The organism is Nitrincola tibetensis (genome assembly GCF_003284585.1).
Taxonomy (GTDB): domain Bacteria; phylum Pseudomonadota; class Gammaproteobacteria; order Pseudomonadales; family Balneatricaceae; genus Nitrincola; species Nitrincola tibetensis.
In genome coordinates, this window is the sequence record NZ_QKRX01000018.1 from 14781 (window position 1) to 40850 (window position 26070).

At 47.4% G+C, this 26070-nt stretch carries 24 protein-coding genes; 8 read left to right on the top strand and 16 right to left on the bottom strand.

Annotated elements, in window-relative coordinates; genetic code table 11:
- Nucleotides 1-16: 16 nt before the first annotated feature.
- Entirely contained in the window at nucleotides 17-2269 is a 2253-nt protein-coding gene (locus tag DN062_RS19115) for a methyl-accepting chemotaxis protein (protein ID WP_112160452.1), read from the bottom strand.
- A gap of 250 nt (nucleotides 2270-2519) precedes the next feature.
- Between DN062_RS19115 and DN062_RS16760 the strand changes: the two genes are divergently transcribed.
- From DN062_RS16760 to DN062_RS16770, 3 genes are read left to right on the top strand one after another with little or no spacing between them, the layout of a single operon-like run.
- Nucleotides 2520-3236 (top strand): energy-coupling factor ABC transporter ATP-binding protein, encoded by a 717-nt coding sequence (locus tag DN062_RS16760; RefSeq protein WP_239995826.1) that lies wholly within the window; start codon nucleotides 2520-2522, stop codon nucleotides 3234-3236.
- Nucleotides 3233-3844 carry an energy-coupling factor transporter transmembrane component T family protein gene (locus DN062_RS16765; protein WP_112160453.1) on the top strand — a complete coding sequence of 204 codons (612 nt, stop codon included), beginning with the start codon at nucleotides 3233-3235 and terminating at the stop codon, nucleotides 3842-3844. The genes DN062_RS16760 and DN062_RS16765 overlap by 4 nt, the downstream gene beginning before the upstream one ends.
- Nucleotides 3845-3879: 35 nt before the next feature.
- A complete protein-coding gene (locus tag DN062_RS16770) occupies nucleotides 3880-4428 on the top strand; it encodes a biotin transporter BioY (RefSeq protein ID WP_112160454.1) in 549 nt (182 codons plus the stop codon).
- A 31-nt stretch (nucleotides 4429-4459) separates the two neighbouring features.
- Here DN062_RS16770 and DN062_RS16775 read toward each other — a convergent pair whose 3' ends face one another.
- The 3 genes from DN062_RS16775 to nadC all read right to left on the bottom strand — a co-directional run bounded on the left by DN062_RS16775 (nucleotide 4460) and on the right by nadC (nucleotide 9475).
- Nucleotides 4460-7522, bottom strand: coding sequence for an efflux RND transporter permease subunit (locus tag DN062_RS16775; RefSeq protein ID WP_112160455.1), 3063 nt, complete (start codon nucleotides 7520-7522; stop codon nucleotides 4460-4462).
- Nucleotides 7519-8514: an efflux RND transporter periplasmic adaptor subunit gene (locus DN062_RS16780; RefSeq protein ID WP_162301321.1), complete on the bottom strand. Its 996-nt coding sequence runs from the start codon at nucleotides 8512-8514 to the stop codon at nucleotides 7519-7521. The genes DN062_RS16775 and DN062_RS16780 overlap by 4 nt, the downstream gene beginning before the upstream one ends.
- Nucleotides 8515-8632: 118 nt before the next feature.
- Nucleotides 8633-9475, bottom strand: coding sequence for a carboxylating nicotinate-nucleotide diphosphorylase (nadC, locus tag DN062_RS16785; protein WP_112160457.1), 843 nt, complete (start codon nucleotides 9473-9475; stop codon nucleotides 8633-8635).
- 61 nt (nucleotides 9476-9536) lie between these two features.
- On the opposite strand from nadC, the gene ampD reads away from it, so the two are divergent.
- The 3 genes from ampD to DN062_RS16800 are packed head-to-tail and all read left to right on the top strand — an operon-like array spanning nucleotide 9537 to nucleotide 12735.
- Nucleotides 9537-10097 (top strand): 1,6-anhydro-N-acetylmuramyl-L-alanine amidase AmpD, encoded by a 561-nt coding sequence (ampD, locus tag DN062_RS16790; protein ID WP_112160458.1) that lies wholly within the window; start codon nucleotides 9537-9539, stop codon nucleotides 10095-10097.
- Between the two features lie 8 nt (nucleotides 10098-10105).
- A complete protein-coding gene (mnmC, locus tag DN062_RS16795; RefSeq protein WP_112160459.1) occupies nucleotides 10106-12031 on the top strand; it encodes a bifunctional tRNA (5-methylaminomethyl-2-thiouridine)(34)-methyltransferase MnmC2/FAD-dependent 5-carboxymethylaminomethyl-2-thiouridine(34) oxidoreductase MnmC1 in 1926 nt (641 codons plus the stop codon).
- Nucleotides 12032-12081: 50 nt separating this feature from the next.
- Nucleotides 12082-12735 carry a CBS domain-containing protein gene (locus DN062_RS16800; protein WP_112160460.1) on the top strand — a complete coding sequence of 218 codons (654 nt, stop codon included), beginning with the start codon at nucleotides 12082-12084 and terminating at the stop codon, nucleotides 12733-12735.
- Between the two features lie 3 nt (nucleotides 12736-12738).
- Here DN062_RS16800 and ligA read toward each other — a convergent pair whose 3' ends face one another.
- Genes ligA through ccmA form a run of 11 tightly spaced genes read right to left on the bottom strand, consistent with a single transcriptional unit; the run spans nucleotide 12739 to nucleotide 23566 of the window.
- Entirely contained in the window at nucleotides 12739-15108 is a 2370-nt protein-coding gene (gene ligA, locus DN062_RS16805; RefSeq protein WP_112160461.1) for an NAD-dependent DNA ligase LigA, read from the bottom strand.
- 32 nt (nucleotides 15109-15140) lie between these two features.
- The gene (zipA, locus tag DN062_RS16810) at nucleotides 15141-16481 is read right to left on the bottom strand and encodes a cell division protein ZipA (protein ID WP_112160462.1); all 1341 of its coding nucleotides are present in this window, start codon (nucleotides 16479-16481) and stop codon (nucleotides 15141-15143) included.
- Nucleotides 16482-16523: 42 nt separating this feature from the next.
- Complete coding sequence (gene ccmI, locus DN062_RS16815) at nucleotides 16524-17774, bottom strand: c-type cytochrome biogenesis protein CcmI (RefSeq protein ID WP_112160463.1); 1251 nt, start codon at nucleotides 17772-17774, stop codon at nucleotides 16524-16526.
- Complete coding sequence (locus DN062_RS16820) at nucleotides 17771-18280, bottom strand: cytochrome c-type biogenesis protein (protein WP_112160464.1); 510 nt, start codon at nucleotides 18278-18280, stop codon at nucleotides 17771-17773. Before DN062_RS16820 ends, ccmI begins: the two co-directional genes overlap by 4 nt.
- A complete protein-coding gene (locus DN062_RS16825; RefSeq protein ID WP_112160465.1) occupies nucleotides 18277-18813 on the bottom strand; it encodes a DsbE family thiol:disulfide interchange protein in 537 nt (178 codons plus the stop codon). Before DN062_RS16825 ends, DN062_RS16820 begins: the two co-directional genes overlap by 4 nt.
- Nucleotides 18814-18822: 9 nt before the next feature.
- Nucleotides 18823-20778, bottom strand: coding sequence for a heme lyase CcmF/NrfE family subunit (locus DN062_RS16830; protein ID WP_112160466.1), 1956 nt, complete (start codon nucleotides 20776-20778; stop codon nucleotides 18823-18825).
- A 3-nt stretch (nucleotides 20779-20781) separates the two neighbouring features.
- Complete coding sequence (gene ccmE / locus DN062_RS16835) at nucleotides 20782-21243, bottom strand: cytochrome c maturation protein CcmE (protein ID WP_112160467.1); 462 nt, start codon at nucleotides 21241-21243, stop codon at nucleotides 20782-20784.
- The gene (gene ccmD, locus DN062_RS16840; protein WP_081763734.1) at nucleotides 21240-21422 is read right to left on the bottom strand and encodes a heme exporter protein CcmD; all 183 of its coding nucleotides are present in this window, start codon (nucleotides 21420-21422) and stop codon (nucleotides 21240-21242) included. The genes ccmE and ccmD overlap by 4 nt, the downstream gene beginning before the upstream one ends.
- A 1-nt stretch (nucleotide 21423) precedes the next feature.
- Nucleotides 21424-22185: a heme ABC transporter permease gene (locus DN062_RS16845; protein ID WP_112160468.1), complete on the bottom strand. Its 762-nt coding sequence runs from the start codon at nucleotides 22183-22185 to the stop codon at nucleotides 21424-21426.
- Between the two features lie 8 nt (nucleotides 22186-22193).
- Nucleotides 22194-22931 carry a heme exporter protein CcmB gene (gene ccmB, locus DN062_RS16850; protein WP_112160469.1) on the bottom strand — a complete coding sequence of 246 codons (738 nt, stop codon included), beginning with the start codon at nucleotides 22929-22931 and terminating at the stop codon, nucleotides 22194-22196.
- A complete protein-coding gene (gene ccmA, locus DN062_RS16855) occupies nucleotides 22928-23566 on the bottom strand; it encodes a cytochrome c biogenesis heme-transporting ATPase CcmA (RefSeq protein ID WP_112160470.1) in 639 nt (212 codons plus the stop codon). The genes ccmB and ccmA overlap by 4 nt, the downstream gene beginning before the upstream one ends.
- Nucleotides 23567-23807: 241 nt before the next feature.
- On the opposite strand from ccmA, the gene fliK reads away from it, so the two are divergent.
- Together fliK and DN062_RS16865 are read left to right on the top strand one after the other, a co-directional pair.
- The gene (gene fliK, locus DN062_RS16860) at nucleotides 23808-25370 is read left to right on the top strand and encodes a flagellar hook-length control protein FliK (protein ID WP_162301322.1); all 1563 of its coding nucleotides are present in this window, start codon (nucleotides 23808-23810) and stop codon (nucleotides 25368-25370) included.
- On the top strand, nucleotides 25367-25636 hold the full coding sequence (locus tag DN062_RS16865) for an EscU/YscU/HrcU family type III secretion system export apparatus switch protein (protein ID WP_112160472.1): 270 nt from the start codon (nucleotides 25367-25369) through the stop codon (nucleotides 25634-25636). Before fliK ends, DN062_RS16865 begins: the two co-directional genes overlap by 4 nt.
- Here DN062_RS16865 and DN062_RS16870 read toward each other — a convergent pair.
- The gene (locus DN062_RS16870; protein WP_112160473.1) at nucleotides 25633-26058 is read right to left on the bottom strand and encodes a SufE family protein; all 426 of its coding nucleotides are present in this window, start codon (nucleotides 26056-26058) and stop codon (nucleotides 25633-25635) included. The two genes, DN062_RS16865 and DN062_RS16870, sit on opposite strands and share 4 nt — an antisense overlap.
- Nucleotides 26059-26070: the final 12 nt, after the last annotated feature.

Sequence of the window (26070 nt, forward strand, 5' to 3'; positions counted from 1 at the left end):
CCGCCTTATCGACTTTTTAAAACTCTTCCCACTCGTCATCGCGAGCAGTTTGTCTGGATAAAGCGTTGAGTTTAGCACTAGATGGAGTCGGTGATGGCAAGTTTTTTTGCATCTTGGCCGCAGGGTATAACCCCGCATTTGTTTGCCCACCTTCCAACTTGAACAGAGCAACACTTTCTTTCAAAGATTGAGCTTGCTCCTCCAAGGATTCTGCAGCGGCTGCCGCCTCTTCTACTAGGGCTGCGTTTTGCTGTGTAACTTCATCCATCTGCAACACGGCTTGATTGACTTGGGCAATTCCCTGACTTTGTTCCTCAGAGGCGGCAGAAATATCCGCCATTAAGTCCGTGACTCGCTTAACGGATTCAACAATTTCTTGAATCGTTAGACCCGTTTCTTTCACCAGAGTATTGCCCGTTTTGACAATGTCTGAAGACTGAGCAATCAGTTCTTTAATTTCTTTAGCGGCCGCCGCAGAACGTTGAGCCAAGGCTCGCACTTCACTGGCAACCACCGCAAAGCCACGCCCTTGCTCACCAGCTCGTGCCGCCTCAACCGCAGCATTCAAAGCAAGAATATTGGTTTGAAAAGCAATGCCATCAATTAATGATGTAATGTCTGCAATTTTTTTAGAGCTATCCGTAATTGCATCCATCGTTTTCTCGACAGTGCGTGCCTTAATACCACCTTCTTCAGCAATACGACTGGCTGTTTGCGCCAAAACATTGGCTTGGCGGGCATTATCGGCATTCATTTTTACCGTAGAGGTTAACTCTTCGAGACTTGATGCCGTTTCTTCCAGGCTAGATGCTTGCTCTTCGGTTCTTTGCGAAAGATCGGTATTCCCCATCGCAATCTCGGCAGCCGCTGTGTTTACCGCCTCAACAGCCAAGCGAATCCGCAAAATAACTTCTTGAAGTTTTTCAGCAGTATGATTAGCCGCCGAAGTCAACACGCCTAAATCACCTGGGTATTGCGTTGCGATGGTTTGTGTTAAATCTCCTTTTGACTGAGCCACCATCACTCGACTGATATCTTCAATCGCGTTATGCAATGCAACGACAGAGGCATTAATCATTTCTTTCAACTTGAGCAGGTCACCGCTCGCGTCTGCATTGACGCGCTCATTAAAATGACCTGACTGAGTCGCCGACATGACTTTAATAATATCGTCAATACTATTTCTGAGCGCACGTGTTCCCTGTGAAGCATCCTCCAACATGCGCCTAAACTCACCACTCACCAGATCAGGGCTAATTTGAATATCAAACTGACCCTGTTTAAGCGCTTGCATGACTTTCCCAAGCTCATTCATGGTCAACACAATCGTGTCGGCGCTAGCATTAATCCCCTCTTTCAGCTTAGCTAAATCACCTTCATAGTGTCGTTTAACCCGCAAACTAAAGTCTCCTGAAGCAAGGGATGCAACGGTTTCACTGGCCTCCTGTAAGGCTTGCTTTTGTGAGTCCAATAAATGATTAAAGGATTCAACGACCTCACCCACTTCATCTTTTTTGGAATAGGCCACTTGATGGCTAAAGTCACTGCTTTGACTGACGTGCTTCACCGAAGTGACCAATAACTGCAATGGACGGGTAATATCACGCGTGATACGAATGCCCAAGACCGCAGACAGCAGGACGCCTAGAATCATGGCAAATAAGCTCAGCAACTTTAACTGAGTGGCCTTCGCAAGATCCTCGTCAACGTTGAGTGCGGCTGCATCCATATTCATCCGCACCACATTGTTCAGATAATTGAATGACTGTGTTTGATAGACCAACGTCTGCCCCATCGTTTGTGCGGCTATCTGCTGCTGTAGAGCACCGACATCTGCAAGGGAATTCATACTCAATTGGCGGTCAACCTGTTGATGCAAGGCTAAAATCGCATTATTGGCCTCGACCCAAGCCGGTAAGGTCTCAGTAAAAAGTCCCCATTCTCGTGCTTCATCTTCAGATTTAGGAAGCTGTTCGTATGCGGATAAGGCTTCGCGATAGGCCGCACGACCCAATTCAATACGCTCATATTCGCGTTGTTTTTCAGTGAGAGTAGCATGCGTATTCATCAAGGTACGCATACTCGTGACCACTTCAGCCAACGAGACTTGCATTTCTAACACACTCTGAACACCCGCTAGGCGTACAAGTCCGAGCTGCTCGATCGACGCCTGACTACGACTCGCACCGAAATAGCCTAAACCACCCAATAACAACGCAATTAACGCAACAGCGCTAAAGCCTACAGAAATTTTTGTTTTGATATACATGTAACACTCCGCTGAAAATCTGCCATCCTATTGATGAACTCCACCCCCCTAGGCCTTAGTCCAACAGATTAAGGGGAATTGGCTAGGATCATCATAGACGAGTTTTGCAGATAAAGAGCTGTTTTCGATCAATAAATCGAAAACAATTCTTATTTTTTATTCTGTAAGGGCTAAGTTCAGATTGGCAAGTCTGGTACAAATGACGAGCTCTTCTATATACTTTGCCACTTTATATTGGTATGAGAGCACGATGACTCAATCCATGAGCCAAGCGAAGGGCATTTGTTTCCACAACGTTACTCTCGTTCGTAACGGGCGTACCGTGATTGACCAGCTTTCTCTGGAACTATCTGAGCCTCGCATCGGCCTGATTGGCCATAATGGTTCGGGGAAAAGCTCATTGTTGCGCTTAATCAATGGACTATTGCCCGTTAATGCCGGACAAATTTCAGTATTTGGTCAAAACCCCAGTTCAGGGCCTGAGAAAATGTCGTCTCATGTCGGTTTTATTTTTCAAAACCCTGATCATCAAATTATTTTTCCGACGGTGGAAGAAGAACTGTGTTTTGGCTTAATCAATCAAGGGCTCTCAAAATCCACTGCCTTAGAAAAAGTGATGACCCTCTTAAGCGAGCAAGGACGCTGCGACTGGGCAAAACGACCCATTCACAGTTTATCCGATGGTCAAAAGCAATGGGTTTGCATCGTATCCATTATATTAATGAACCCTAAAGTGATTCTATTGGATGAGCCCTTCTCTGCCTTAGACTTACCCACGCGTTATCAACTCCTAAGCTTGCTGCACGACTTACCTCAGCAGATCATCATGATTAGCCATGAACTCGATAGTTTCACAGACTTTGATCGCATTATTTGGTTAGAGCAGGGCAAAGTCCGTCAAGATGGCCCCTCTGATGAAATACTAAAGGCCTACTATGCCGATGCAAAGGGTGTGAACCCGCGATGATTAGTCTGTACCTAGAACAAACAAGCTACTTACACCGAATGCCCGCTGGAATTAAATTGCTCGGCATGGCGGCGCTTAGCTTAGCCCTATACCCTATTGGGCAGGTGAGTATTTTGTTCGGACTTGCCCTGCTGACCTTGCTGATTTACGCCTCTCTTGGACGTCCTGCTTTACAGGGACTCAAAGTGTTTCGTTCGCTAGTACCCATTTTTGCGCTGATTTTTATCATGCAAGCCTGGTCAGTCGGTGTTTATGAAGCCTGCGCACTCTTGCTCAGAATGGGCACACTGATCCTCATTGCAAATTTGATCACGCTCACAACAAAAATGGACGACATGATGACAGCAATGATGCCCTTATTCAGCCCGCTGAGGCTATTCGGTGTTGACCCCAAGCGCATTGCCTTTGCCGTGACATTGCTCATTCGCTTTATCCCAGTTTTGATGGGCGTTACTCAACATTTATTAGATGCTTGGAAATCCAGAGGGGGCGGACGCCAACTCTGGAAGCTTGCCATACCGCTCACTATTCAGTCGATTCGTTTGTCAGATCACGTAGCCGAAGCCTTGGCCTCTCGTGGTGGTATCCGTTCGGTCAAAAAACCTTAACCCTTTTATCAACTCAATCTGAAGTCGGACTTTTTATGCAGGATAAATCACTGGTTCAAATCGCTTTATACGCAGCACTCATTGCGGCCTTAGGTTTAATTCCACCCGTTCCTTTTGTAACGGGCATCCCAATTACCGCGCAAACCCTTGGGGTGATGCTCGCAGGAATTATGCTGGGTCCATGGCGTGGAGCACTGTCGATGGCTCTGTTTATTTTTGTGGTCGCATTAGGGGCGCCTCTCTTATCAGGTGGGCGCGGAGGCCTAGGTGTATTTGTTGGCCCCACGGCGGGTTTTGCAATCGGCTTTCCTTTTGCGGCCTTTGCGACAGGCTATGCTGCTTTGCTGCTGCGCAAGCTCCCCACCTTTCCTGCCACTTTACTGGCGTCTATCCTGGGCGGCATTATAGTTCTGTATGTATTCGGCATCACTGGCTTTAAGCTCGTCACAGGACGTGATTGGCTGGACGCCGCCAAAATCATGATGGTGTTCATACCTGGCGATATCGTCAAAGCAGTGATCGCTGCTGCCGTTGCACAAGCCGTTGTCAAAGGGCTTCCTGACGCTGTTTATACACGCAGATAGCCCCTCAGTTATATGTGTCTACCCGTCGTGATCACCTTGGTCGATCGCGACGGGTGAGTTTATACATCAATGGAATGGTAAATAACGTCAATAGAGTTGAAACACTAATCCCCCAGACAATTGCCGTTGCAACTGGGCCAAAAATCAATGACTTTCCTCCTAAGCCCAATGCCAACCCCATCAAACCAGCCATCGTCGTCGCCGCAGTGATCAAAATCGGCACCATACGCCGACGCGCAGCATAGACAATCGAGTAAATCACACTCATACCCTGATTGTATCGGCTGTTGGCGGCCGCAATCAAAACAATGGCGGAATTCACCGCTATCCCCGACAAAGCCACCAAGCCATAAAGCGTATACAAACTCAGCGGATTCTGGCTAAACCACAAACCATAGGCAACACCCGTGAACGCCATGGGTATGGTTAAAAGTATAATAAAAGGCTGGAAATAGCTCTTAAACTGCGCCCCTAGAATCAAATACATCAGGCCCACACCCAGTACAAATAAAATCACCAAGGCATTCAGCGACTCTTGGATGTCATCTAGTTCACCCGAAAAATCCAATGAAATACCAGGATGCTGGTCTTGATAATCAAGCCAAGCACTTTGAATCAGCTGATTGGCTTGAAGAGTGTCCAAGACAACGCGATCAAGATCAGCTTCTAGGGTAATCGCACGGCTAAAGTTATAATGACGCAGGCTCGCAAAGCCTGTTTTAACCTCGATATCCAAAAGCTCGCTTAAGGGCACACTTTGTCCTGATGGCGTTGCAATCCGTGTCGACAGCCATGCATCAATATCTTCGGTGGAGGCCTTCTGGCTGCGAACACGCAAATCCACACTCTCCCCCCTGTCATTTAACTGCGCAACCACTTCACCGTCTGTTAACAAGCGAAGCGCCCGTGTCACGCTCCGTGCATCGAGACCTGCGCGCGCAATTGCAGGAAGATTCAAGCGCGTGACCAACTGTTGAGTGCCTGGCGATGCGTCATTGGTAATATCAACAATACCGGGGATCCCTTGCAAAATCTCAGTCAAATCATCTACGGCAGCCTGAATCAGGCCATAGTCATCGCCACGCACTTTAATACTGATCGGCATGGAGCTGGGCGGGCCATCAGAAAGTTTCAAGAGCGTGACCTTAGCGGCAGCGGGTGTATTTAATTGAATAGATTCTCGCAACCCTTCAATGATCTCATCGGCGTTGCGTCCACCTAGATGTCGAGAAGTCAGGCTGACAAAAATTTGTCCATAGTTATCACCTAATAAGGGCTCTGTTTCGGTAAACATTTGCCCAGCATAGGATACCAATGAACGAATTTCCTCGGGCTCCATTCCCTCACGAGCATGGGCTTCGACCTCTAATGTCGCATTGAGTGTTTGACGCAAAGTCGATCCTGATGGCATTTCAACATTGATGTAAAACACGGAGAGCGTGTCCGCCGCAAAGAAGTCACGACTGATACGATCAGTGGCAAACAGCCCTATCGCCAAAGTAAATGAGCCAACCAAGCAAACTAAGGTCACCCAGGGATGCCGGAAACTTTTGATCAAGACACGACCATAGAGATTTCGTAAGCGTCGAAGCACTCGCTCGCGTCTCGAAACACCTTGTTGGCTTGGGAGAGCGTGTAACGCGTGCATTTGCGAAGGCAGCATCCAGAAGGCTTGAATTAAACTAAATATCAAAGCAAACGTGACCACCGTTGGCACAATGCGCATGAAATCACCCAGTATGCCGGGCAATAGGATCAGGGGCAGAAAGGCTGCAATGGTGGTTAACACAGCCGCAAAAATAGGCCAGCCGACTTCATTCATAGCCCCCATCGCCGACTCGATGGCCGTCTCTCCCTGCCCCATGCGTTGATGCATGGCTTCAACCATCACAACGGCAACATCCACCAGCATCCCCAGTGCAATAATAACCCCCAACAGCACCGTTAGATTCACGGTTTCACCTTGCAGGTTGAGTAGAATAAACACTCCCATCAAGGAGAAAGGAATGGCCAATGCAACCAACACACCGATTCGCCAACCTAAAAACAACCAACTCACAAGACCCACGAACAGAAGCCCCTGAAGCGCATTGGTCTGCATAATATCGATGGCGCGACGTGTCGACTCCGTTTGATCATCGGCTAAAACCAAGGTTAGCCCTTTAGCGGCGATATTGGGATTATACTGCTCGATAAAGGTTTCTAAGGTTTCAATCAACACCAAAGTATTGGCATTTCCCTCTTTCATGACAGACATCATGACGGCAGGCTGACCGTCATACATCACCAATTGCGTAGGATCTTGTCGCCTTCGTTCGACCTGAGCCAAGGTTTCAAGACGTAATTCTCCTCCTACATGCGGAATCCATAGCTGAGCTAATTCCTCTGGAGAGGGTGACTGGCCCAAATGTCGAACAAGCCACTGCTCATTTGAGACTGTTAGCTTTCCTGCAGCCAAATCTTGCCATTGGCTAGCAATAACATCAGAGACCGTCGCAGGATGTATACCTGCAGACGCCAGCAACCCCATATCCAACAACACCTGAACTTCTGGGTCCTGTAAGCCCGCCGTATCAACACGATCTATGCCTTTGATTCGTTCAAGCTCTCGCTTGAGCTGATAGGCCTCACTGCGAAGAATTTCATCATCGGCTTGCCCTTTCAACACTAACGTAGCAGCTGGAAATGCGTTGGCGCTGGTAATTTCCAGAATAATCGGTTCAACAATATCGGCAGGAAGCTCGTTGCGTTTGCTCTGTACCTCTCGGCGTAAATCGGTCACGCGCTTATCAAACTGGCGCTCATCCAGATCACGAAAACGTACAAGTATATTTGATAATCCAACGCGCGATGTACTGGAAACGAAGTTCACATCGTTTAGCTTACGCAAGGCATCTTCGAGAGGTTGCGTCACGCGCATCTCAATATCTTCAGCACTTGCCCCCGGTAAGGCCGTAACAATTATTATCCAATTAAAGTTAATGGTGGGGTCTTTCTGCCGAGGCATCAAATTGTATGACATGGCACCGATAATCAGCACCAGCACAAAGACCAAATTGCTCAGAACAGTATTATTCAACAATGCCCTAATCATTGCGTACGTCCTACAGCACTTAAGCGATGCTGACCTGACGTCACAAGAACTTTAGACTGTATTGATAAAGGGGCTGGAAAAGGTCGCCCTTCTTGAGCACCCGGCAGGGGGTAGAAAATAGGATCCTCGCCTTCCAGAATAAAGACCCCCATCTGCCCCTCTCTCATAACCATCGTTTGTGCAGGCAAATAGGCTATTTGGTCATCTAAATTAAGCTGCCCCGTTTCACCTATGGCCACATGTTCAGGTGCTTGAAACCAAGCATGAACAGAGCGAGTTGCGGGATCGGCTACGGGCGATTGTCGCAGAAAGGACACGGGGTACTCACGGCCATTCACCTTAAATATAGCTAAAAATGTATCAAGGCTTGTCCCAATGCGAGCTTGCGGTAACTGCACCGAAATTTCAGCGGGAGAGGTTTGGGTAAGCTCAAAGATCGGGCTGCCAACGCTGACCCACTGGCCTTCACCTGCACGTTGGGCAACCACCGCGGCTGAAAAGGGTGCCACCACCTGACAGCGTGACACTTGGCGCTGAGCCATTTCACGCTCAACCGCTAAGGCCGAGAGCTGCGCTCTGGCACGCACAACATTCGTTTGCGCGTCCTCACGCGATAAACGATCGGAAAACTGTCGACTTTCAAGTTGAGTAAAACGCTGAAATAAACGCTCTGCCTGCTCAAGACTGGCATTCAGCTCACGCTGACGCGCATCCAGTAACAACACGGTGTCTTTTGTGTCTCGACAGTCCAACTCGGCTAGCAACTGCCCTGCTTCGACTTGGTCACCAGGACGCACATGTAGGGTTTTTATCTGAGCATTGAGCTCACTGATCATTTGAGTTTGATTCAAACTCACCACTTCGGCCGAAACCTGAATAGGATTAACGATCTTAATTTCATCAAACGGCTTCAACTCTAATCCATCGAGTGTTGAAGCGTTTGATACACCTGAAAAAAACAAAAACGCGAAAGCTATGATCGGTAGGCGCATGAGTTTTCTAAGTTCCATCCTAGGGGTTATTATCTAACAGGTCTTACGTGCTACATGGGTACATAGGTCTCAACAATTCGTAAAATGGCTTTTCAATTCAAGGCTTTTAAATAAAGAGTTAAGCAATAAAGCGCATGGATAAATCAATGGCTCGACAATGCTTGGTCAACGCACCGATGGAAATATAATCAACGCCTGTTTGCGCAAACTGCAACAGCGTATCATCCGTAATATTGCCAGAGGCTTCTAACTTAGCACGCCCAGATGTCAGTTGAACGGCTTTTTTCATGTCATCAACTGAAAAATTATCCAACATTATGATGTCTGCCTGTGCAGATAAGGCTTCAGTTAATTGTGCAAAGGTTTCGACTTCAACCTCAACGGGCTTACCTGGATGGTTTAGGCGAGCCGTTTGAATGGCTTGCGTCACACCACCGCAGGCATGAATGTGGTTTTCTTTAATCAAGAAGGCATCATAAAGCCCAATACGATGGTTCGCACAGCCTCCGCAGGCAACGGCATACTTCTGAGCCAAACGTAAACCTGGCAGAGTCTTACGTGTATCCAGTAACGTCACATCCGTGCCTTCAACTCGCTTGGCATAGCTGTGACTCAGGGTTGCGGTACCGGACAGGGTTTGCAAAAAGTTCAAGGCGGTACGCTCAGCCGTCAACAGTGCTCTAGCAGAGCCTTTGACTTCAAACAGTGTGCTTCCTGCCGCGACTTGATCGCCATCATTCACCTGCCACTCCACCTGCAATGCTTCGTCTACTTGCCGAAATACCTCATTCACCCAAGCGACTCCGCACACCACCATGTCTTCACGCGTAATAATCCGTGCTAAGGCTTGATCGCCTGCTGGAATTAATTCGGCTGTAATATCCCCGCTACCTATATCTTCCCGAAGAGCGTCACTGACTTGTTGAGCAATCGTGGGTTGGATCATTTCGAGTGTTAGCATAGTGGTTGGATTCAGCCTGTGATTAAAGTAGATTAGCTATTTTAACCAGCAGGATAGGTCTGTGCCAGTCCAACCGTCTATTGAAAATCATCTTTTAACCTATGCCAAATGGTGCCCATCGCCTAATTATAATAATCGCCCAGATAAAGCGAGCGTTTCATTGTTGGTGATTCACAATATTAGCCTTCCCCCACGCCAGTTTGGCGGTGAGTATATCGAGTCTTTTTTCCAGAATCGGCTTCCTGTTGAGGATCATCCATATTTCACTGAAATCGCTGACTTACAGGTTTCAGCACACCTTTTGATTAAACGAAGCGGAGACGTGGTTCAATTTGTTTCGTTTGATAAGCGTGCATGGCATGCAGGTGTCTCTTGTTTTGAATCAGAAGCCAACTGCAATGATTTTTCAATCGGTATCGAGTTAGAAGGCTGTGATGATCTTCCCTATACCTCTGATCAGTATAAAACCCTAGTTCAAGTTACCCGCAGCCTTATGCAGCACTACCCATTGATCACACCGGCTCGAATCGTGGGACATGACCAAATTGCCCCTGGACGAAAAACAGATCCTGGGGCGTCATTTGATTGGAAACACTATCTAGGCTGTTTAACAGACGAGTAATAATTTTAATGAAGTGCTTAAAATCCGCGAATATTGAGTGGCATTTACCCAGCCCCTTTTCAAAAGACTTTGATGATGTTTACTACAGCGACGATGGTGGTGAAGCCGAGAAGCAGCATGTCTTTATTAATAGCAATCGATTGCTTGAACGCATTAAAAGCTTATCCCCTTATCAGCATTTAACCATTGCCGAGACAGGCTTCGGAACTGGGTTGAATTTCTTTTTGACAACCCACCTGTGGTTGTCTGAATCCTTACCAAGCCAATGTTTGCATTTTATTTCATTCGAGAAACTCCCCCTCAGCCGAATTGACATGACACAAGTGATGCAACAACGTCATGCAGACCATCTACTCAAGGATGCGTTTTTAGCGCAATACCCGCCACTACAAGAAGGGTATCACTCTTTGTTTTTCGCCAATGGCCGCATTCGCTTGACGTTAATTTTCGGTGATGTAAACGACACCCTGCCAGAATTAAGGGGGCTTGTTGATATTTGGTATCTTGATGGATTCTCGCCAACGAAAAACCCCGACATGTGGCAGGCCTCATTATTTTCACAAATGTATCGGCTAAGTCATGCGAACACACATTTATCTACCTACACGGCATCAGGAAACGTGCGCCGTGGACTTCGTGATGCTGGTTTTAATGTTCAAATCAGCGAAGGCTCGGGGCGTAAGCGTGACATGCTAATTGCGCATGGAGGTGAAGGCTTAACACAACCAAGATCCACGCCTTCTCGAGCGATTGTGGTGGGAGCAGGGCTTGCTGGGTGCCATACCGCAAGGGCTCTGGCCGAGCGTGGTATTCACGTCACACTGATTGACCAAAACCCGGACATTGCGCAAGGAGGCTCTGGCAACCCTCAAGGTGCCTTGTATGCCAAGTTAGCAATGGAGCAAACGCCCAGTAGTGAGTTGCACCTCTTTGGCTTGTTATACAGTGCGAATCTAGTGTCGTCGCTGCTTGAGACTCAACCCAATTTAGGCGCCTTGTGCGGGGTTCTCCAGTTGGCAACCACCGACAAAGAGCAAGAGCGGCAAGCTCGCCTTTTGCAGGCCAATCTATTTTCCTCTGATATTCTGCAAGCCGTCTCCAGCGATCAAGCTACCGAGTTCGCCAATACCCTGATTGACAAACCGGGGCTGTTTTTCCCTAAAGCCGGATGGGTGTCTCCTGTTGATTGGTGTAAACATTTGGTAAACCACTCGCTAATCAACAGCCATTTTTCTGAGCAGGTGACGGATTTAGCCTTCATGCCAAACACAGATGCTTGGCACATTCAAACCAACAGAGGTGATTACGAAACAGAGATCGTGATTCTATGCTCTGCCAGTGACACTCAGCGCCTGACACCCCTTAAGCATTTGCCTCTTAAAGCCATACGAGGCCAAACCTCTCAAGTCCCCACAAGCGGCCTACCCGATTTAAAAACCGTCGTCTGTGGTGACGGTTATATTTCTCCAGCCCTAAATCAATCCTATTGTTTTGGCGCCACCTTTGATTTGCATGACTTAAGCAGCGAGATAAAAATCAAAGACCACCAACAAAACCTGCAAACCTTAAGCAGTGTCTTACCCGATTTTGCAACAATAGACCCAAGCCTGTGTAATGGACGCGTAGGCTATCGCTGCAGTACCCCAGATTACTTACCCTTAGTCGGCGAAGTAGGCGTCTATGACAGCTTCGTAAAAACCTATGCACGTTTACGTGTAGACTCTAATTGGAAAGATTTTGAAACACCCTTGATGCATCAAGGTCTATATGTCAATGTAGGCCATGGCTCGAAGGGTTTAATTACCTGTCCTATCAGCGCAGACGTATTGGTTGCAATGATCACCGGTACCCCAGCCCCCTTACCTAACCGATTAATGGAGCGCCTTGATCCTAACCGTTTTATTTTACGAGACTTAATTCGTAATCGAATTTAATGTTTTTTCGTAAAATGCCGATATACTTGAAATGTATTGAGGAGTGAGTTATGTCGCTGATAGTCATTGACCAAGGTAATCGGATTCAAACTCCGCTGAAAACGCTGTTTAAACCTCGCGGGGTTGAACAAGCCGGAGAAGCTCGTAGCTCTGATGGGCTGCCTAACTCCGATGATCCAACTCAACCATCGGGGAAGCGTTCTTTTCTTCGAATATTAGAGGGTGATTCAAGTCAACGTCGCAGCCCAAGCAGCACCGGTGCGCATGCGGCCTATGAAGAGGCAAGCAAAGCAGGTAAACCTAAGCAAAGACCCACGTTAAAAGCACAACAGATCATGACCTTTCCCGTGCAAACGGTCAGCATTAGCGTGTCGCTTCGACAAGCCTGGTTGCAAATGCAAGAGTATTCGATTGCACATTTGATTGTTGTGGACGAGGATGAAAAGCCGATAGGACTCCTGTCTAAAGAGGACATTCTTGAACACGGAACTGACTCAACCGTGACCATCGCGGTGGTGTACCAACGCCAAATGATTGCAGCGGCTGTTGATACTGAGCTTTCTCAAATTGCCTCAGTGTTTGTTAATTATCCTGTGGGTGCTCTACCTGTACTGGGTAACCGGAACGAATTATTGGGCATCATCTCCAGAACAGATCTTGTCAGACTCTTGATTAACGATGCCCAGGTTGAGAGCTGGGCATGAGTTTTATCCGATGTAGCCTGCCATTAAGTCAGTAAAAGCTTGCTCATCCAAAATCTGTACTCCCAGACTTTCTGCTTTCACCAACTTTGAACCCGCTCCGGGCCCTGCAACTACGCAATGCGTCTTAGCCGAGACGCTACCGCTCACTTTGGCACCTAAAGCCTGCAATTTAGCTTTAGCCTCGTCACGCGTCAGGGTTTCTAGGGTGCCTGTTAACACCCAGGTTTGCCCCATTAAGGGTTGTGCAGCCGTGGTATCTTGATCCTGATCTTCTGTTGAATCTTGCTCCCCTCCAGCGATAAAGCCAAATGCTTCTAATTGATCAAGCAATGCTTTCGCTTTTTCGACCTCCATCGGCTGTTCTAAAAACTTAAGCACACCTTGACGAGCTCGCGCACTGAGACCTGGAATTTGCGACAGTTTTGCAAAGTCGAGATTAAAAAGCGCCTCTGGTGTTTCACAGGCATCCGCTAATAACTGTGCTGATTTAGGTCCTATTGCTGATATTGATAGGCGCGCAATAAATTCAGACAGAGTCACTTGCCCCCTAAGCTGATCTGAAATACGACCTGTTTCTTGAAGGGTCACACCGCCCGCCAACAACTCCTTTAGTACTGTTTGATTATGCTCATCCTGCATAAAATTATGTATTTCATTTGCAACTTCCAAGCCCACCTCTGGCAACCAGACCAACAAGGTTGGCAGGGCACTTTGAATCCGCTGCAACGAACCAAGGTGTATGGATAACAGCCGAGCCGTTTCCTCACCAACTTCAGGGATACCCAAAGCATAAATAAAGCGCTCCAAGCTAACCTGCTTACTTTTTTCAATGGCATTAAACAGATTTTCAGACGAAAGCTGAGCAAACCCTTCTAGACTCAAAAAGTCATCTACCGATAAACGATACAAGTCAGCAGGAGATCGCACTAATTCCTTTACTACCAGCTGATCAACATTTTTTTCACCCAAACCTTCGATATCCATAGCACGGCGTGACACAAAATGTAAAATTGCTTGCTTCACTTGTGCTTGGCAAGCCAAACGCCCCACGCAGCGATACACCGCTCCAAAACTTTGAGTCGTTGGCTTATTTTTACTGTGCTTGTTAATTTGACTGCGTTCAATATCAGAACCGCACACCGGGCAATGTGTTGGGATTTCAATAGGATGACGTGGATAATCATCTTGTTCATCGGGTACCACCCCAACAATTTTTGGAATCACATCACCGGCTCGGTGAATAATCACTCGATCACCCACTTGAATACCTAAGCGCGCAATCTCTTCCATATTGTGTAAGGTCGCATTACTGACTGTTACGCCACCAACAAAGACAGGCTCCAAACGTGCTACAGGAGTTATAGCACCCGTGCGCCCCACCTGGAACTCCACATTTTTAAGGCGTGTCACTTCTTCCTGAGCTGGGAACTTACGCGCAATCGCCCAGCGTGGCGCTCGGGCCACAAAACCGAGTGACTGCTGGAGTGATCGCAAGTCAACTTTAAACACGATACCGTCAATGTCATAACTCAACCCGTTACGCTTTTCAGCCAAATCGGTGTAGTAACCAAGGCACTCGTCTAGACCCTCAACCGTTTTCATCTCTGGGTTGATGCGTAAACCCCACTGCTGAAGTTTTTTGAGGCCTGCAGCATGGCTATCGGGTAACTCTCCACCTCTGACAATTCCGGTACTGTAAGCACAAAACTCTAAAGGACGCTGAGCCGTAATCTTTGGATCCAGTTGACGCAGACTACCGGCCGCCGCATTACGAGGGTTCACAAACAGCTTATCACCGGCAATGAGTGCTTGCTGATTTAATGCCTCAAAGCCCTGCTTCGGCATATAAATTTCACCACGCACCTCTAACCATTCAGGCCAATCATCGCCCTGTAACTTCAAGGGAATGTTGCGTATGGTCCGAACATTGTGCGTAATATCTTCGCCCGTGTAGCCATCACCTCGCGTAGCTCCCCGCTTCAAGAGTCCATTTTCATAAACAAGACTCACAGCAATGCCATCTAATTTTGGTTCGCAGGTAAACACTAAAGGGGTGGAAACAGGCAGGCGCTCTTGAACTCTACGTACAAAAGCAGCTAAGTCTTCATCATTAAACGCATTGTCTAAGGAGAGCATCGGAAGTTCATGTGCGACTTCTGCAAAGCCCTTATCGGGTTTTGCACCCACGCGCTGGGTTGGCGAGTCCGGTGTGATTAGCTCTGGATGATCCGCTTCAAGCGCTTGAAGCGCTTTAAATAAACGGTCATATTCAGCATCTGGAATGCTCGGATGATCCAGAACATAGTATTCGTAGTTATGCTGCGCAATACGTTTACGCAGCTCCTGGAGACGGGCGACAATGTCCGAATTCATGAAGGGGTTTCCTGCACTCGTGCGAAAATAAACTAACGGATTCGTGAAGGACGACGATTTTCCATTTCAAAATCACGGATACGTTGACGATAGTGCTCTTTCGTTTGCTCACGCATCACTGAACGATCTTCATCGAGCAAATCGCCTTCTAAGTGCTTAGCAACGGTTTCAGCAGTTGCTAGCATGCACTCATAAGCGGTCATTGGATCTTTCGGCTCACGCATGGACATGAAAAATGAAACAGCTGGCGTTTGCAGACTGTCCATATTTTGCACATCAAAGATGCCGGGGTTAACAGCGTTGGCCATGCTAAATTGGACAGGCGTTGAACGACCTTTGCCTTCAAATCGATGAAAAATAGACATATCACCGAATTCCATGCCACAGGCTTCGACAATTGCATGCAATTTACCGCCGTGCAGATTTTGCTTATCTTTGCCGACCACGGTTATGACAAGCACTTCTGCCGGATCAGGCAAGTCTTCGAGTGTTTTTCTTGCTTCAACAGGTTTACCCACAGCAGGTTCAACCGCTTGCTCAGTCCGAGACCGACCAGCCGACTCCCCAAATAAATCCTGTGTTTCCTCTTCAATAATTGGCGAGACCTTCTGAGAAGGCTTGGGAGGTTCGATATCTAAAGGCAAACTGAAACTGGGATTTTCGACGGGTCTGCGCTTCGATCGATTTATTGCTTTTTCATCCTCAGCATTTCCATCAAAATGCACAGGTGCACGTACAGATGACCCATTGCGCTTTACCGGAATTGGCTTATCAAAGTCCAAGTCTAAGGGTAAATTGATGTCTGTAACGTCTGTTTTTTGTTTATATCTGGATTGCACGGCAGGGATATCATCAAATAAAGGATCTAATTCGGAAAGATCTCGCGTCTCGTTTGCTGATACTGAACTTGTCTCTTTATCGCGTTCAGGAGCAATATAAGACTTCGCCTCAGCATAAGGATCTTGCATAGGTTCTGGAGTAGCCGTTTTTTCATACTCAGGCTCTTGCCGCCGCGAAGTTGGCATTTGAGGGCTAGGCTGTTTCGATATATTAGGCCTAGGCTCTTTTGCAGGAGCTGGCTCTGCACGCGAAACACCACGCTGACGTTTTGGCTCTTCACGATACTCTTCGCTCAACTTGGGCTCTTCTGGGGTGCGTTCATCAAAAAAATCATCGTTTTCAGGACGAATGCGTGCCCCTCCGTTGGGCAATTCAGGGTTGTGATAATCTTCACTCAGGTCAGACAGAGTCTTATCGATATCAATCCGTAACTTATTACGATTGACCCTGACCCTGCGCCACCCATCAAAAAGGATCAGCGCAATTAACAGAACCCCGCCAATGATGAGCCACTCTCGCAGACTGATCTCCATGTTTACCCAGTTTCCTAAAACAAATTGAATGTAGTTAAATATTTAATCGATACGTTCGCTAATAATCAAGCGAATGACTTCATCATTGCTGACTTTAACACTGCTGAGACTTCCTTTGAAGTCACCTGAACCTTCTTCTGCATTTCCGGTCACACTTATCCTCGCAACCAAATCCACTTCTTCAAAATCCGCTAGGCTCATATTAGGCATCAATGTTGAACTTTCATCAAGTCTAACTTCAGCAGGCAGTTGATTTACTTGCATTCTTATTGCAGTAATTGGCATGCGCTGGCCTGCTGGCCGAGCAAACACAAACACCGTTTGTTCTCCGGTAATTTCAGTGAGTATCGACTCGTCAAGATCTATATAGACGCGAACAAAAGCGCCCTCAGTGGCTTGATCCTTTGCATCAGGGGTTAAACTTTGTAACTGCACGCGCGCACGTTCAATACCATTGCGTAAAGATTCTGCTGCATTGCCTTCGGCATTACTCAAAGCTGCTTGCCAATACTCAATCGCCGATGCGTAGTTTTCACTTTCAAAAGCAGCAATACCCAACAGCCCCAAGGATGTAATTTCTGTGGGATTGAGCTGTAAACTTTGATCTGTCAATGCCAAAACGTCATCATCCATCTTACCGCCCTTTGCAAAGAACAGCGCTTGTGCCTGCTGCCCTAGCACTCCCGCCAACTCAGGCGATGCCTCGGGTAAGTGTAATGCCGATTGAGCAAAGGCCGCAGCCGCTAAATCAAACTGATTGAGGTTCATGCGCGTCGTCGCTAACAGATACCAGCCTTCTGGATTCTCCGGACGACGAGCCAACTCAGCTTCCAACTGAGCCATGGCATCCTCTAGCGTTATATCCGCATTGTTAAATGAGTCATTCCAAGCATTCATGCTTAAGGAGGTTTCTAAATCAACAGCACGACCTAAATACGCATACAAACCAAAAGAGCTCGCGGGTACCAGTAATGCAAGCAACATGATGGTAACCAGTTGCGAGGAGCCCATTTTCAAGACTGGATCTTTTCGCTGATTGGTTTCAGCATCAATTAGCAAATTGCGTTCAAGCTCTAGTTTCAACTCATCAAAGTCTGCCTGTGAGAGGGTTCCTAGGGAACACTCTTTTTCCAGCTCAGAAAGCCGCTCTTTAAATATTTCAATATTTTGCTGAATCCGATCAACATCTACCGGTTGCTGTTTTGACTCTCGATAATTTTTCAATAATGGCCAAAATACGATTGAAACAGCCATTAGGGTTAAAACGGCAATACCTAACCAAAGCGCAGTCATTTTTGATCATCCTGTTGCAGTAGAGATTGCAGGCGTTTTCTTTCATCCTCAGTTAAACCTTCACTCAACGAAGGTTGAGCATTCACTGATGAGTGGCCTGATGTAGCAGATTGCTTGCGCTTACGCTTTTTAGCCACAACAAGAAGAACCCCTAGACCGATAAGCATTAACGCAATCGGGCCATACCAAAGGAAATAGGTTTCGGGCGCCATTCTAGGACGGTAATGCACGAAATCTCCGTAACGCGTAATCATAAAATCGAGAATTTGATCATCAGACTGATTGCTTTCAATCATTCGGTGCAGTTCTCTGCGCAAATCAGCCGCTAAGGGCGCATCTGAATCCGAGATGTTTTGATTTTGACAGGTTGGGCATCTTAACTCACGCGACAACTGGGCATAGCGTCTCTCACCCTCAACCGAAGTGAACTCATAGGTTTCAAACCCAGCATGGGACTTAAAAACGACTAGACTCAATACACAGAGTATTAATATAGAACGAATCATGCATCCTCCTTTTCAATCGTCTGCATGAGTTCTCTTAGGTGTAACCAAACGCTCTCATTCACCTCACCCACATGTCGATAACGGATAATACCCTTTTTATCAAGGATGTAGGTTTCCGGTGCACCATAAACACCTAAGTCAAGACCCAGATACCCTTCCTCATCAACAATCACTTTACGGTAGGGATCTAAGTAGCGCTCCAACCATTGACGTGCTAATTCAGGATCGTCTTTATAGTTAAGGCCATAAATCGTCACGCCCTCTTCTAAACCAATTTTATTGAGCTGGGCATGCTCTTCTTTGCAGGTAGGGCACCAAGTGGCCCATACATTCAGCAGTGCCACTTCACCCTGTAAGTCCAATTGCGTGAGCTCTTCGTCCATGTTGTATAAAGAGGGCAACGAAAATTCAGGAAAGGGTTTGTCGATCAATGCCGATGGCAAGGTTCTAGGGTCCATAAACAAGCCCTTGAACAAAAACACGCCCAATCCTAAAAACGCCACCAGAGGAATAGAGACCAATAATTTACGCATTACACTCTCCTAAGCCGCGGCCGCTGCACGATTGTTTTGTCGACGGTAACGCTTATCACTGGCTGACAAAATGCCACCGGCGGTCATCAACAATGCGCCTAACCATAACCAACGCACAAAAGGCTTGTACTGTAAACGAATCGCCCAAGCACCACCGTCTAGCTCTTCGCCCATGGCAATGTATAAGTCTCTAAACAAACCTGGATCCAAGGCCACTTCCGTCATCGACATTCCGCGTGCAGTGTACATGCGTTTTTCGGGATACATAATACGGTAGGGTTCACCCTTGTATAAGACGCGAATACGCCCCATATCTGAGGTGTAGTTAGGCCCTTGAACTTTACGCACACCATCGAAAATAAAGGTATAGTCCCTAAATTCAAGTTGATCACCCGCCTGCATGCGAGCATCACGATGTTCAACGAAGATAGACACCATCGCAACCCCGACGACCAGAACGGCCACGCCAAGATGAGCAAGCAACATACCGTAATAACTGCGAGATTGCTTTGTCACCGCTCCCCACAAACTGTCACGGTTACGTGCCCGATTGAAGTAATCGCGAATCCAACTAAAGACAATCCAATAGGCTAAGGTTAAGCCTAGGGTTACCCAAAACTCTAGGACACCACTATAAGCATAACTGGTGATGACACCTGCTAGAATTGCAATCACGGCTGGCAACCAAAGCTGCTTAACCAAATAGCTTGGCTCTGTGTGCTTCCAACGACTAACCGCCGCGATGCCCATAAAGACAATCATTAAGGACATAATCGGCACAAACAAGGCATTGAAGTACGGAGGACCTACCGAGATCTTACCTAGATTCAAGGCGTCCATCACCAGCGGATACAAGGTGCCGATCAACACCATTGCGCACGACACTGTCAGCAATATGTTATTAACCAACAGCAATGACTCTCTGGAAGACAGCGAGAACGTGGATTCACTTTTTACCGAGCCTGCACGAATGGCATACAGCAGTAGCGACCCACCTATCACAAAAATCAGCATGCCCAGTATAAACAAGCCCCGCTCGGGATCGGTTGCAAAGGCATGAACAGAAGTCAATACGCCCGATCTGACCAAGAAGGTTCCCAACAGACTCAAGCAGAAGGCGGATATTGCCAAGAGCACTGTCCAGCTTTTAAACACACCACGCTTTTCTGTAACAGCCAAGCTGTGAATCAGAGCAGTGGCCACTAGCCAAGGCATTAGTGAAGCATTTTCAACAGGGTCCCAGAACCACCAGCCGCCCCAGCCTAATTCGTAATAAGCCCACCAACTTCCCAGGCCAATCCCCAAGGTCAGAAAAGCCCATGCAACGTTTGTCCAAGGACGTGACCAGCGCGCCCAAGCCGCATCTAAACGGCCACTTAAGAGAGCGGCGATGGCAAATGAAAAGGCAACAGAAAGACCGACATACCCCATGTAGAGTGTGGGTGGATGCACAATTAGACCGAAATCCTGCAACAGTGGATTAAGGTCGGCTCCTTCCATTGGGTAGCCCGGTAAGAAGCGATCAAAAGGACTGGACGTAAATAAGATAAACAACAGAAATGCAGCGGTGATCATCCCCATTACGGATAAGACTCGGCCGATAATATCCAATGGCAAATTACGGCTTTTTACTGCAACGGCCAGCGTCCAAACCGCTTGAATCCAGACCCAGAGCAAGAGAGAGCCTTCATGCCCGCCCCAAATAGCACTGATTTTAAAAAACCAAGGTAAAGCGGTATTGGAGCCATTGGCCACATACACCACGGAGAAGTCATTGGTTAAAAAGGCATAACCTAAGCATACCATCGCAATGCTTAGGAAAAAGAACACACCCTTACTCAAGGGGCGCGCATAATCAACCCACAGCTTATTACCGGTATAAGCGCCCACCATCGGCACCACGGATAAAATCAAGGCCAAGCACAAGGCAAGGATCGTTGAAAACGTACCTAACTCTGGAATCATGTTTTAATAACCTTTTGCGGCTTCAGGCATTGGGGGCATTTTACCGGCCTTGGCTAAGGCTTCAGCAACTTCTGGAGGCATGTAGTTTTCATCATGCTTGGCAAGCACTTCCGAGGCAATTAAACGACCATCGGCCGCCAGCATACCCTGGGCAACAATTCCTTGCCCCTCGCGGAATAAATCAGGCAAAATTCCGGTGTATTCAACGGTTGTTGCATGAGCATAATCCGTGATGTCGAATTCAACACGCAGGCTTGTTGGGTCTCGGCGAATACTGCCCTCTACCACCATACCTCCCGCTCGAATCCGTGTGTCTTTAGGTGCTTCACCCATGTAAATTTCACTGGGTGAATAAAACAGGTTGATGTTCTGACTCAGCGCATAAGCAGTCAAACCCACGGCAACACTGGCCCCAAGAACAATCACTAGTACGAGTGTCAATCGCTGTTTGCGTTGTGCATTCATGATGAAGTTTCCTCCTCTCTGCGTAGACGACGCTGTTGCTCGGTGATCAGACGCTTCCGTGTCAATATAGGACTCAGTACGCAGCCAAGCATCACTGCAAGACCTAACGCATAACTGCTCCACACATAAAGACCATGACCACCCATGGCTAAAAACTCTGAAAAGCTGTCGAAACTCACCTTAACCTCGCATTTGCAGCAATAATTCTCGAACCCAGCTTGTCCGCCGTTCACGATGCAATATTTCATTGCGTAAGCGCAACATCAGTACAACGGCAAAAAAGCAGTAGAACCCTATCACCATGATTAACAATGGAATCCACATTTCTGGTGGCATTGCTGGTTTTTCCGTCACCTTAAAGGTGGCAGGTTGATGCAGAGTATTCCACCAATCAACGGAATACTTAATGATTGGAATATTGACCAAGCCCACTAAGGCTAACACCGCCGTTGATTGTGCTGCAGTAGACTCACTTTCAATCGCAGAGTTCAGTGCAATCACGCCTAAATACAAAAAAAGCAGGATTAACATAGAGGTAAGACGTGCATCCCAAACCCACCAAGAGCCCCAAGTAGGTTTCCCCCATATCGCGCCGGTCGCTAAGGCCAAGACCGCTAGTGCAGCCCCTATGGGCGCACAGGACTTCGCGACCATGTCGGCCACCTTCATCTTCCAAATCAGACCAATTGCTCCGGCAATCGCCATCGTCAGGTAAATGGACTGAGCCATGTAGGCGGTTGGTACATGAAGATAAATAATGCGAAAGCTATTGCCTTGCTGATAGTCAGGTGGGGCGAATGCCAAGCCCCATACCGTTCCGATCATCAACAAGAGCAATGCAGCAATTGCAAACCCGGGCAACAAACGACCCGTAATTTGATAACACCAACGCGGTGAGGCCAGTTGGTAAAACCAACGCGGCATCCAGTTTTTTCCTGCCATATCGCTATCTACCCACTTACTGAAATTCTTAATGCCGCCGCGATCGCTAAGGGGGCTAAAGTCAAGCCCATCACCAGCATCGCGCCCAACAAAGCCAAATGCCCTGCAACAGGCAAACCTGTCAGTGAAGCCTCAATTGCGGCAGTGCCAAAAATTAACACAGGTATGTATAAAGGAATCACCAGTAATGAAACCAAGACCCCACCTTTACGCAACCCAACGGTTAATGCTGCACCTATACCACCGACCAAACTTAACGTCGGTGTCCCTATCAAAAGGCTCAAAACTAACCCGCCCATCCCCTCAAAAGGTAAGAACAACATAACGCCTAACAAAGGCGCCATCAGGGTTAGCGGTAAGCCTGTCATCATCCAATGCGAAATAACCTTGCCTAATACCACAAAATACAAAGGTTGCGGACTGACCAAAATTTGCTCTAGCGATCCGTCTTCAAAATCAGACCGAAATAAACTGTCCATTGACAATAAGGTCGATAACAACGCAGCAACCCAGACCACACCGGGCGCTATTGTAGATAGCAATTTAGGCTCAGGGCTCACCCCTAGTGGAAATAACGAAGCCACCATCAAAAAAAAGATCAGTGGATTCACCCAGTCACTTTGCCGCCTAAAAGCCAACTTAACATCGCGTTTTAAGGTCGCCAGCAAAATTTTACCGGGGCTAAATGATTCACTTTCTAAATCCGGCTTAAATTCAGGCAGCTTTTTAGTCTGGAAAGCACTCATTTAGTTCCCACTTGCTTATCTAAATTGACTCTGCGCACGAACTGCCCCAAATTAAGTTCATGATGTGTCGTCAAAATAACAGCCCCACCCCGCTCAGCATGTGCAAGTAGCAGCGCCTCTTGTGCGGCCACTCCCTGCTTATCAATGGCCGTAAAGGGCTCATCCAAGATCCACAACAACGCTTGACTCAAATACAAACGTGCTAATCCTACGCGACGATTTTGTCCAGCCGACAACATATGGCAAGGAACGTCTTCAAACCCTCGCAATCCTACCTCGGATAAGGCGTGGCATATTTGTCCAACGTCAAGACTTGGGTGTAAAGCCATAAACCAACGAAGATTCTCTTCAGGGGTCAAGACGGCTTTAACACCTGGCTGGTGCCCTAAATACAATAAATCGTTGCGATACGCGAGCGAATCATCATGAATGGATTCGCCTTTCCAATAAATTTCACCTTCGTAGTGCCGGCTTAATGCACCCAGTATTCTGAGCAACGTAGTTTTACCACTGCCGTTTTGGCCTTCTATTTGAACGACATCACCCGCAGAGACATCGAAAGAGAGTTGATCAAATAAAACGCGATCATCGCGCTCACAAAATAACTTTTTGACAATCAATAGTGGCTCAGACACTCACTGACCCTTACACTGAACAGATCAAACAGGATGGATGATCAACATACTTAATAAATTACAATCTTGGCCGACATAGCTATATCAGCATATTATAAACTTTAGGCGTTCAAGAGTCAGCGCTACTTAGGGCTTTAAAATACCCTTCCTACGTTGCATTACGAGGTTTTAAGTGTTAGCAAACCTAAACATACAGTCAATGCGACTCCTGACTGAGGGTTCAACCCCTCGCGAAAGAGACTTGAATCAATTGCTCCCAGCAGGTAAAAGCTTACCTGCCACAGTCACGAGTGTGACTCAGCATCCAACCCAGATTTCAAGCTATCGAATTCAGGCCGAACTTGCTGGACGTCTAATCGAACTGATTACATCAAGACCCTTGCCACAAGGTAGTCAAGTCACGCTGAGCCGAGACGCTCAGGGGAATTTGCAATTACAACTTGCCAATAGCAGTGCGACGGCACGTCCAACCCCCGAAGCCGCCGCCCAAGCCAGTGGGCGCGAGGCTGCAGCTCAGGCAAAAACAAACTTACCCACGTTTATTCTAAACATCAGCACAAGTTCATTACCTAAAGTTGCGACGCTACCCTTAAACACACCACTACCGGGTGTGATTTTGTCGTCGCCACAAGACACAGCGATTCGCCCCAATGCACCTCAGCTTCCGGTGTCGGCAAATACAACGAATACGGCCCCAGCAAACACTACGCCTACGAACACTGCACCGCTCCCCCCTACAACGACCGCGCCGTCAGCCTCAAGCACTACGGAGGCTACAAATAACCGCCCCTTGCCTGCCGCGTTACAACCATCTACCTCTCTGCCTCGTCCGCAAGGCTTTGCCGTTCGTGTTGCTATTGCCGGAATTGCGCTCGATCTGATCGCACCACGCCCCTTGCAATCGGGCCAACAAATCACGGCATCGGTCACGGAAAATGGCCGTATTATGATTCAACTACCACAGCCGGCACTGCCTATTGCCCAGCAAGCACAAACTCAAGCCATCATGAATCAAGCCTTACGTGAGGTTTTACCTACACAACTTCCGTTGGCCGATGGTTTAAACCAACTCATGCAACTGACTGATCGCACCTCTGTTAAACAAAATTCAGCATTAAATCAGCTCATTCAATCCATGCTGAATTTATTCAGTGTTAAACCTGGCAGCCCTGAAGCAGGCGAAACCATCGCTCGAAATCTGCAACAAGGTGGTTTACTGACAGAAGGTCGACTTAACCAGACATCAGGCCAAAATCAGCCTGTCGATTTGAAGCAACAACTTGGGCAACTGCTAAAATTATCCGAGCAACTGCCAACACAGGTTCGAGAGCAACTGAGCCAACTCGTAAACGCTTTACTGGCACGCTCCACGTCTCAACAAATTAGCAGCTTACAACAATGGAGAGAGTTACCGGATGGAGGGCAAGAGCGCCATTACCGCTTGGACTTACCCATTCAACAACAAGACAAACTGGACAATGCAGAGCTACGAATCACTGAACATCGCCGCCGAGATGAACAAGGGGAATTTGTCACCCTATGGAGTGTTCATTTGCATTTTAATCTAGAGGAAGCGGGCGCTGTTGACGCTGATTTAATGCTGCGAGAGGATTTATCCTTAAGTGCTCGCTTTTGGGCAGAGCAAAAGGACACGTTGCAACTGATTCAAAATCGTTTAATTGGCTTTGAAGCAGACTTAAGAAGCCAAGGATTTAACGTAGAACCCATTCATGTTCGCTTAGGAAAAGCACACAATCCGGTTGCACCTCTTTTACAAAAGCGATTGGTGGACTTGCATACATGAAGGAAATAGACCTCAATAAAAAAGCCATTGCACTGAAGTATGATCAGGAAAAAGGAGCGGCACCAACGGTCGTTGCTAAAGGAAAAGGTCTGATTGCCGAACAAATACTTGCGTTGGCAAAAGAGAATAATATCCATATCCACGAGAGCCCCGAGTTAATCGAGGTACTCATACGTTTAGAGCTGGGTGAAGAAATACCGGAAGCCTTGTACAAGGCAATCGCCGAAGTAATTGCCTTTGCGTACAATTTAAAACAAAAGCCTTAAGCCGCTTGAGCAGCCGCTGTATCTTGAATGCGCTTTACCATTGAACGTAACCCATTACCACGGCTCGGGCTCAAGTGCCGGATCAAATTCAAGGCATCAAAATACGCATCTATATCAAATGCTAAGATTTCATTTGGCGCTTTACCATTATAGGCCGCTAACACCACGGCCAATAAACCACGCACAATATGCGAGTTACTATCCGCTTCAAACATCAGCTTGCCTTGTTCTTTATGCTCGGCCAGCCAAACTAAACTCTGACACCCTTTCACCTGATTGGCTTCGGTTTGAAGCGATTCTGGCATAGAAGGAAGCTCTTTGCCTAAATCAATAATATAGCGGTATCGATCCTCCCAACTGTCAAAAAACGAGAGAGTATCTATCACCTCATCGGCGCTAATATCGATGCCGAATTGCTTCATACATTTTTCCTT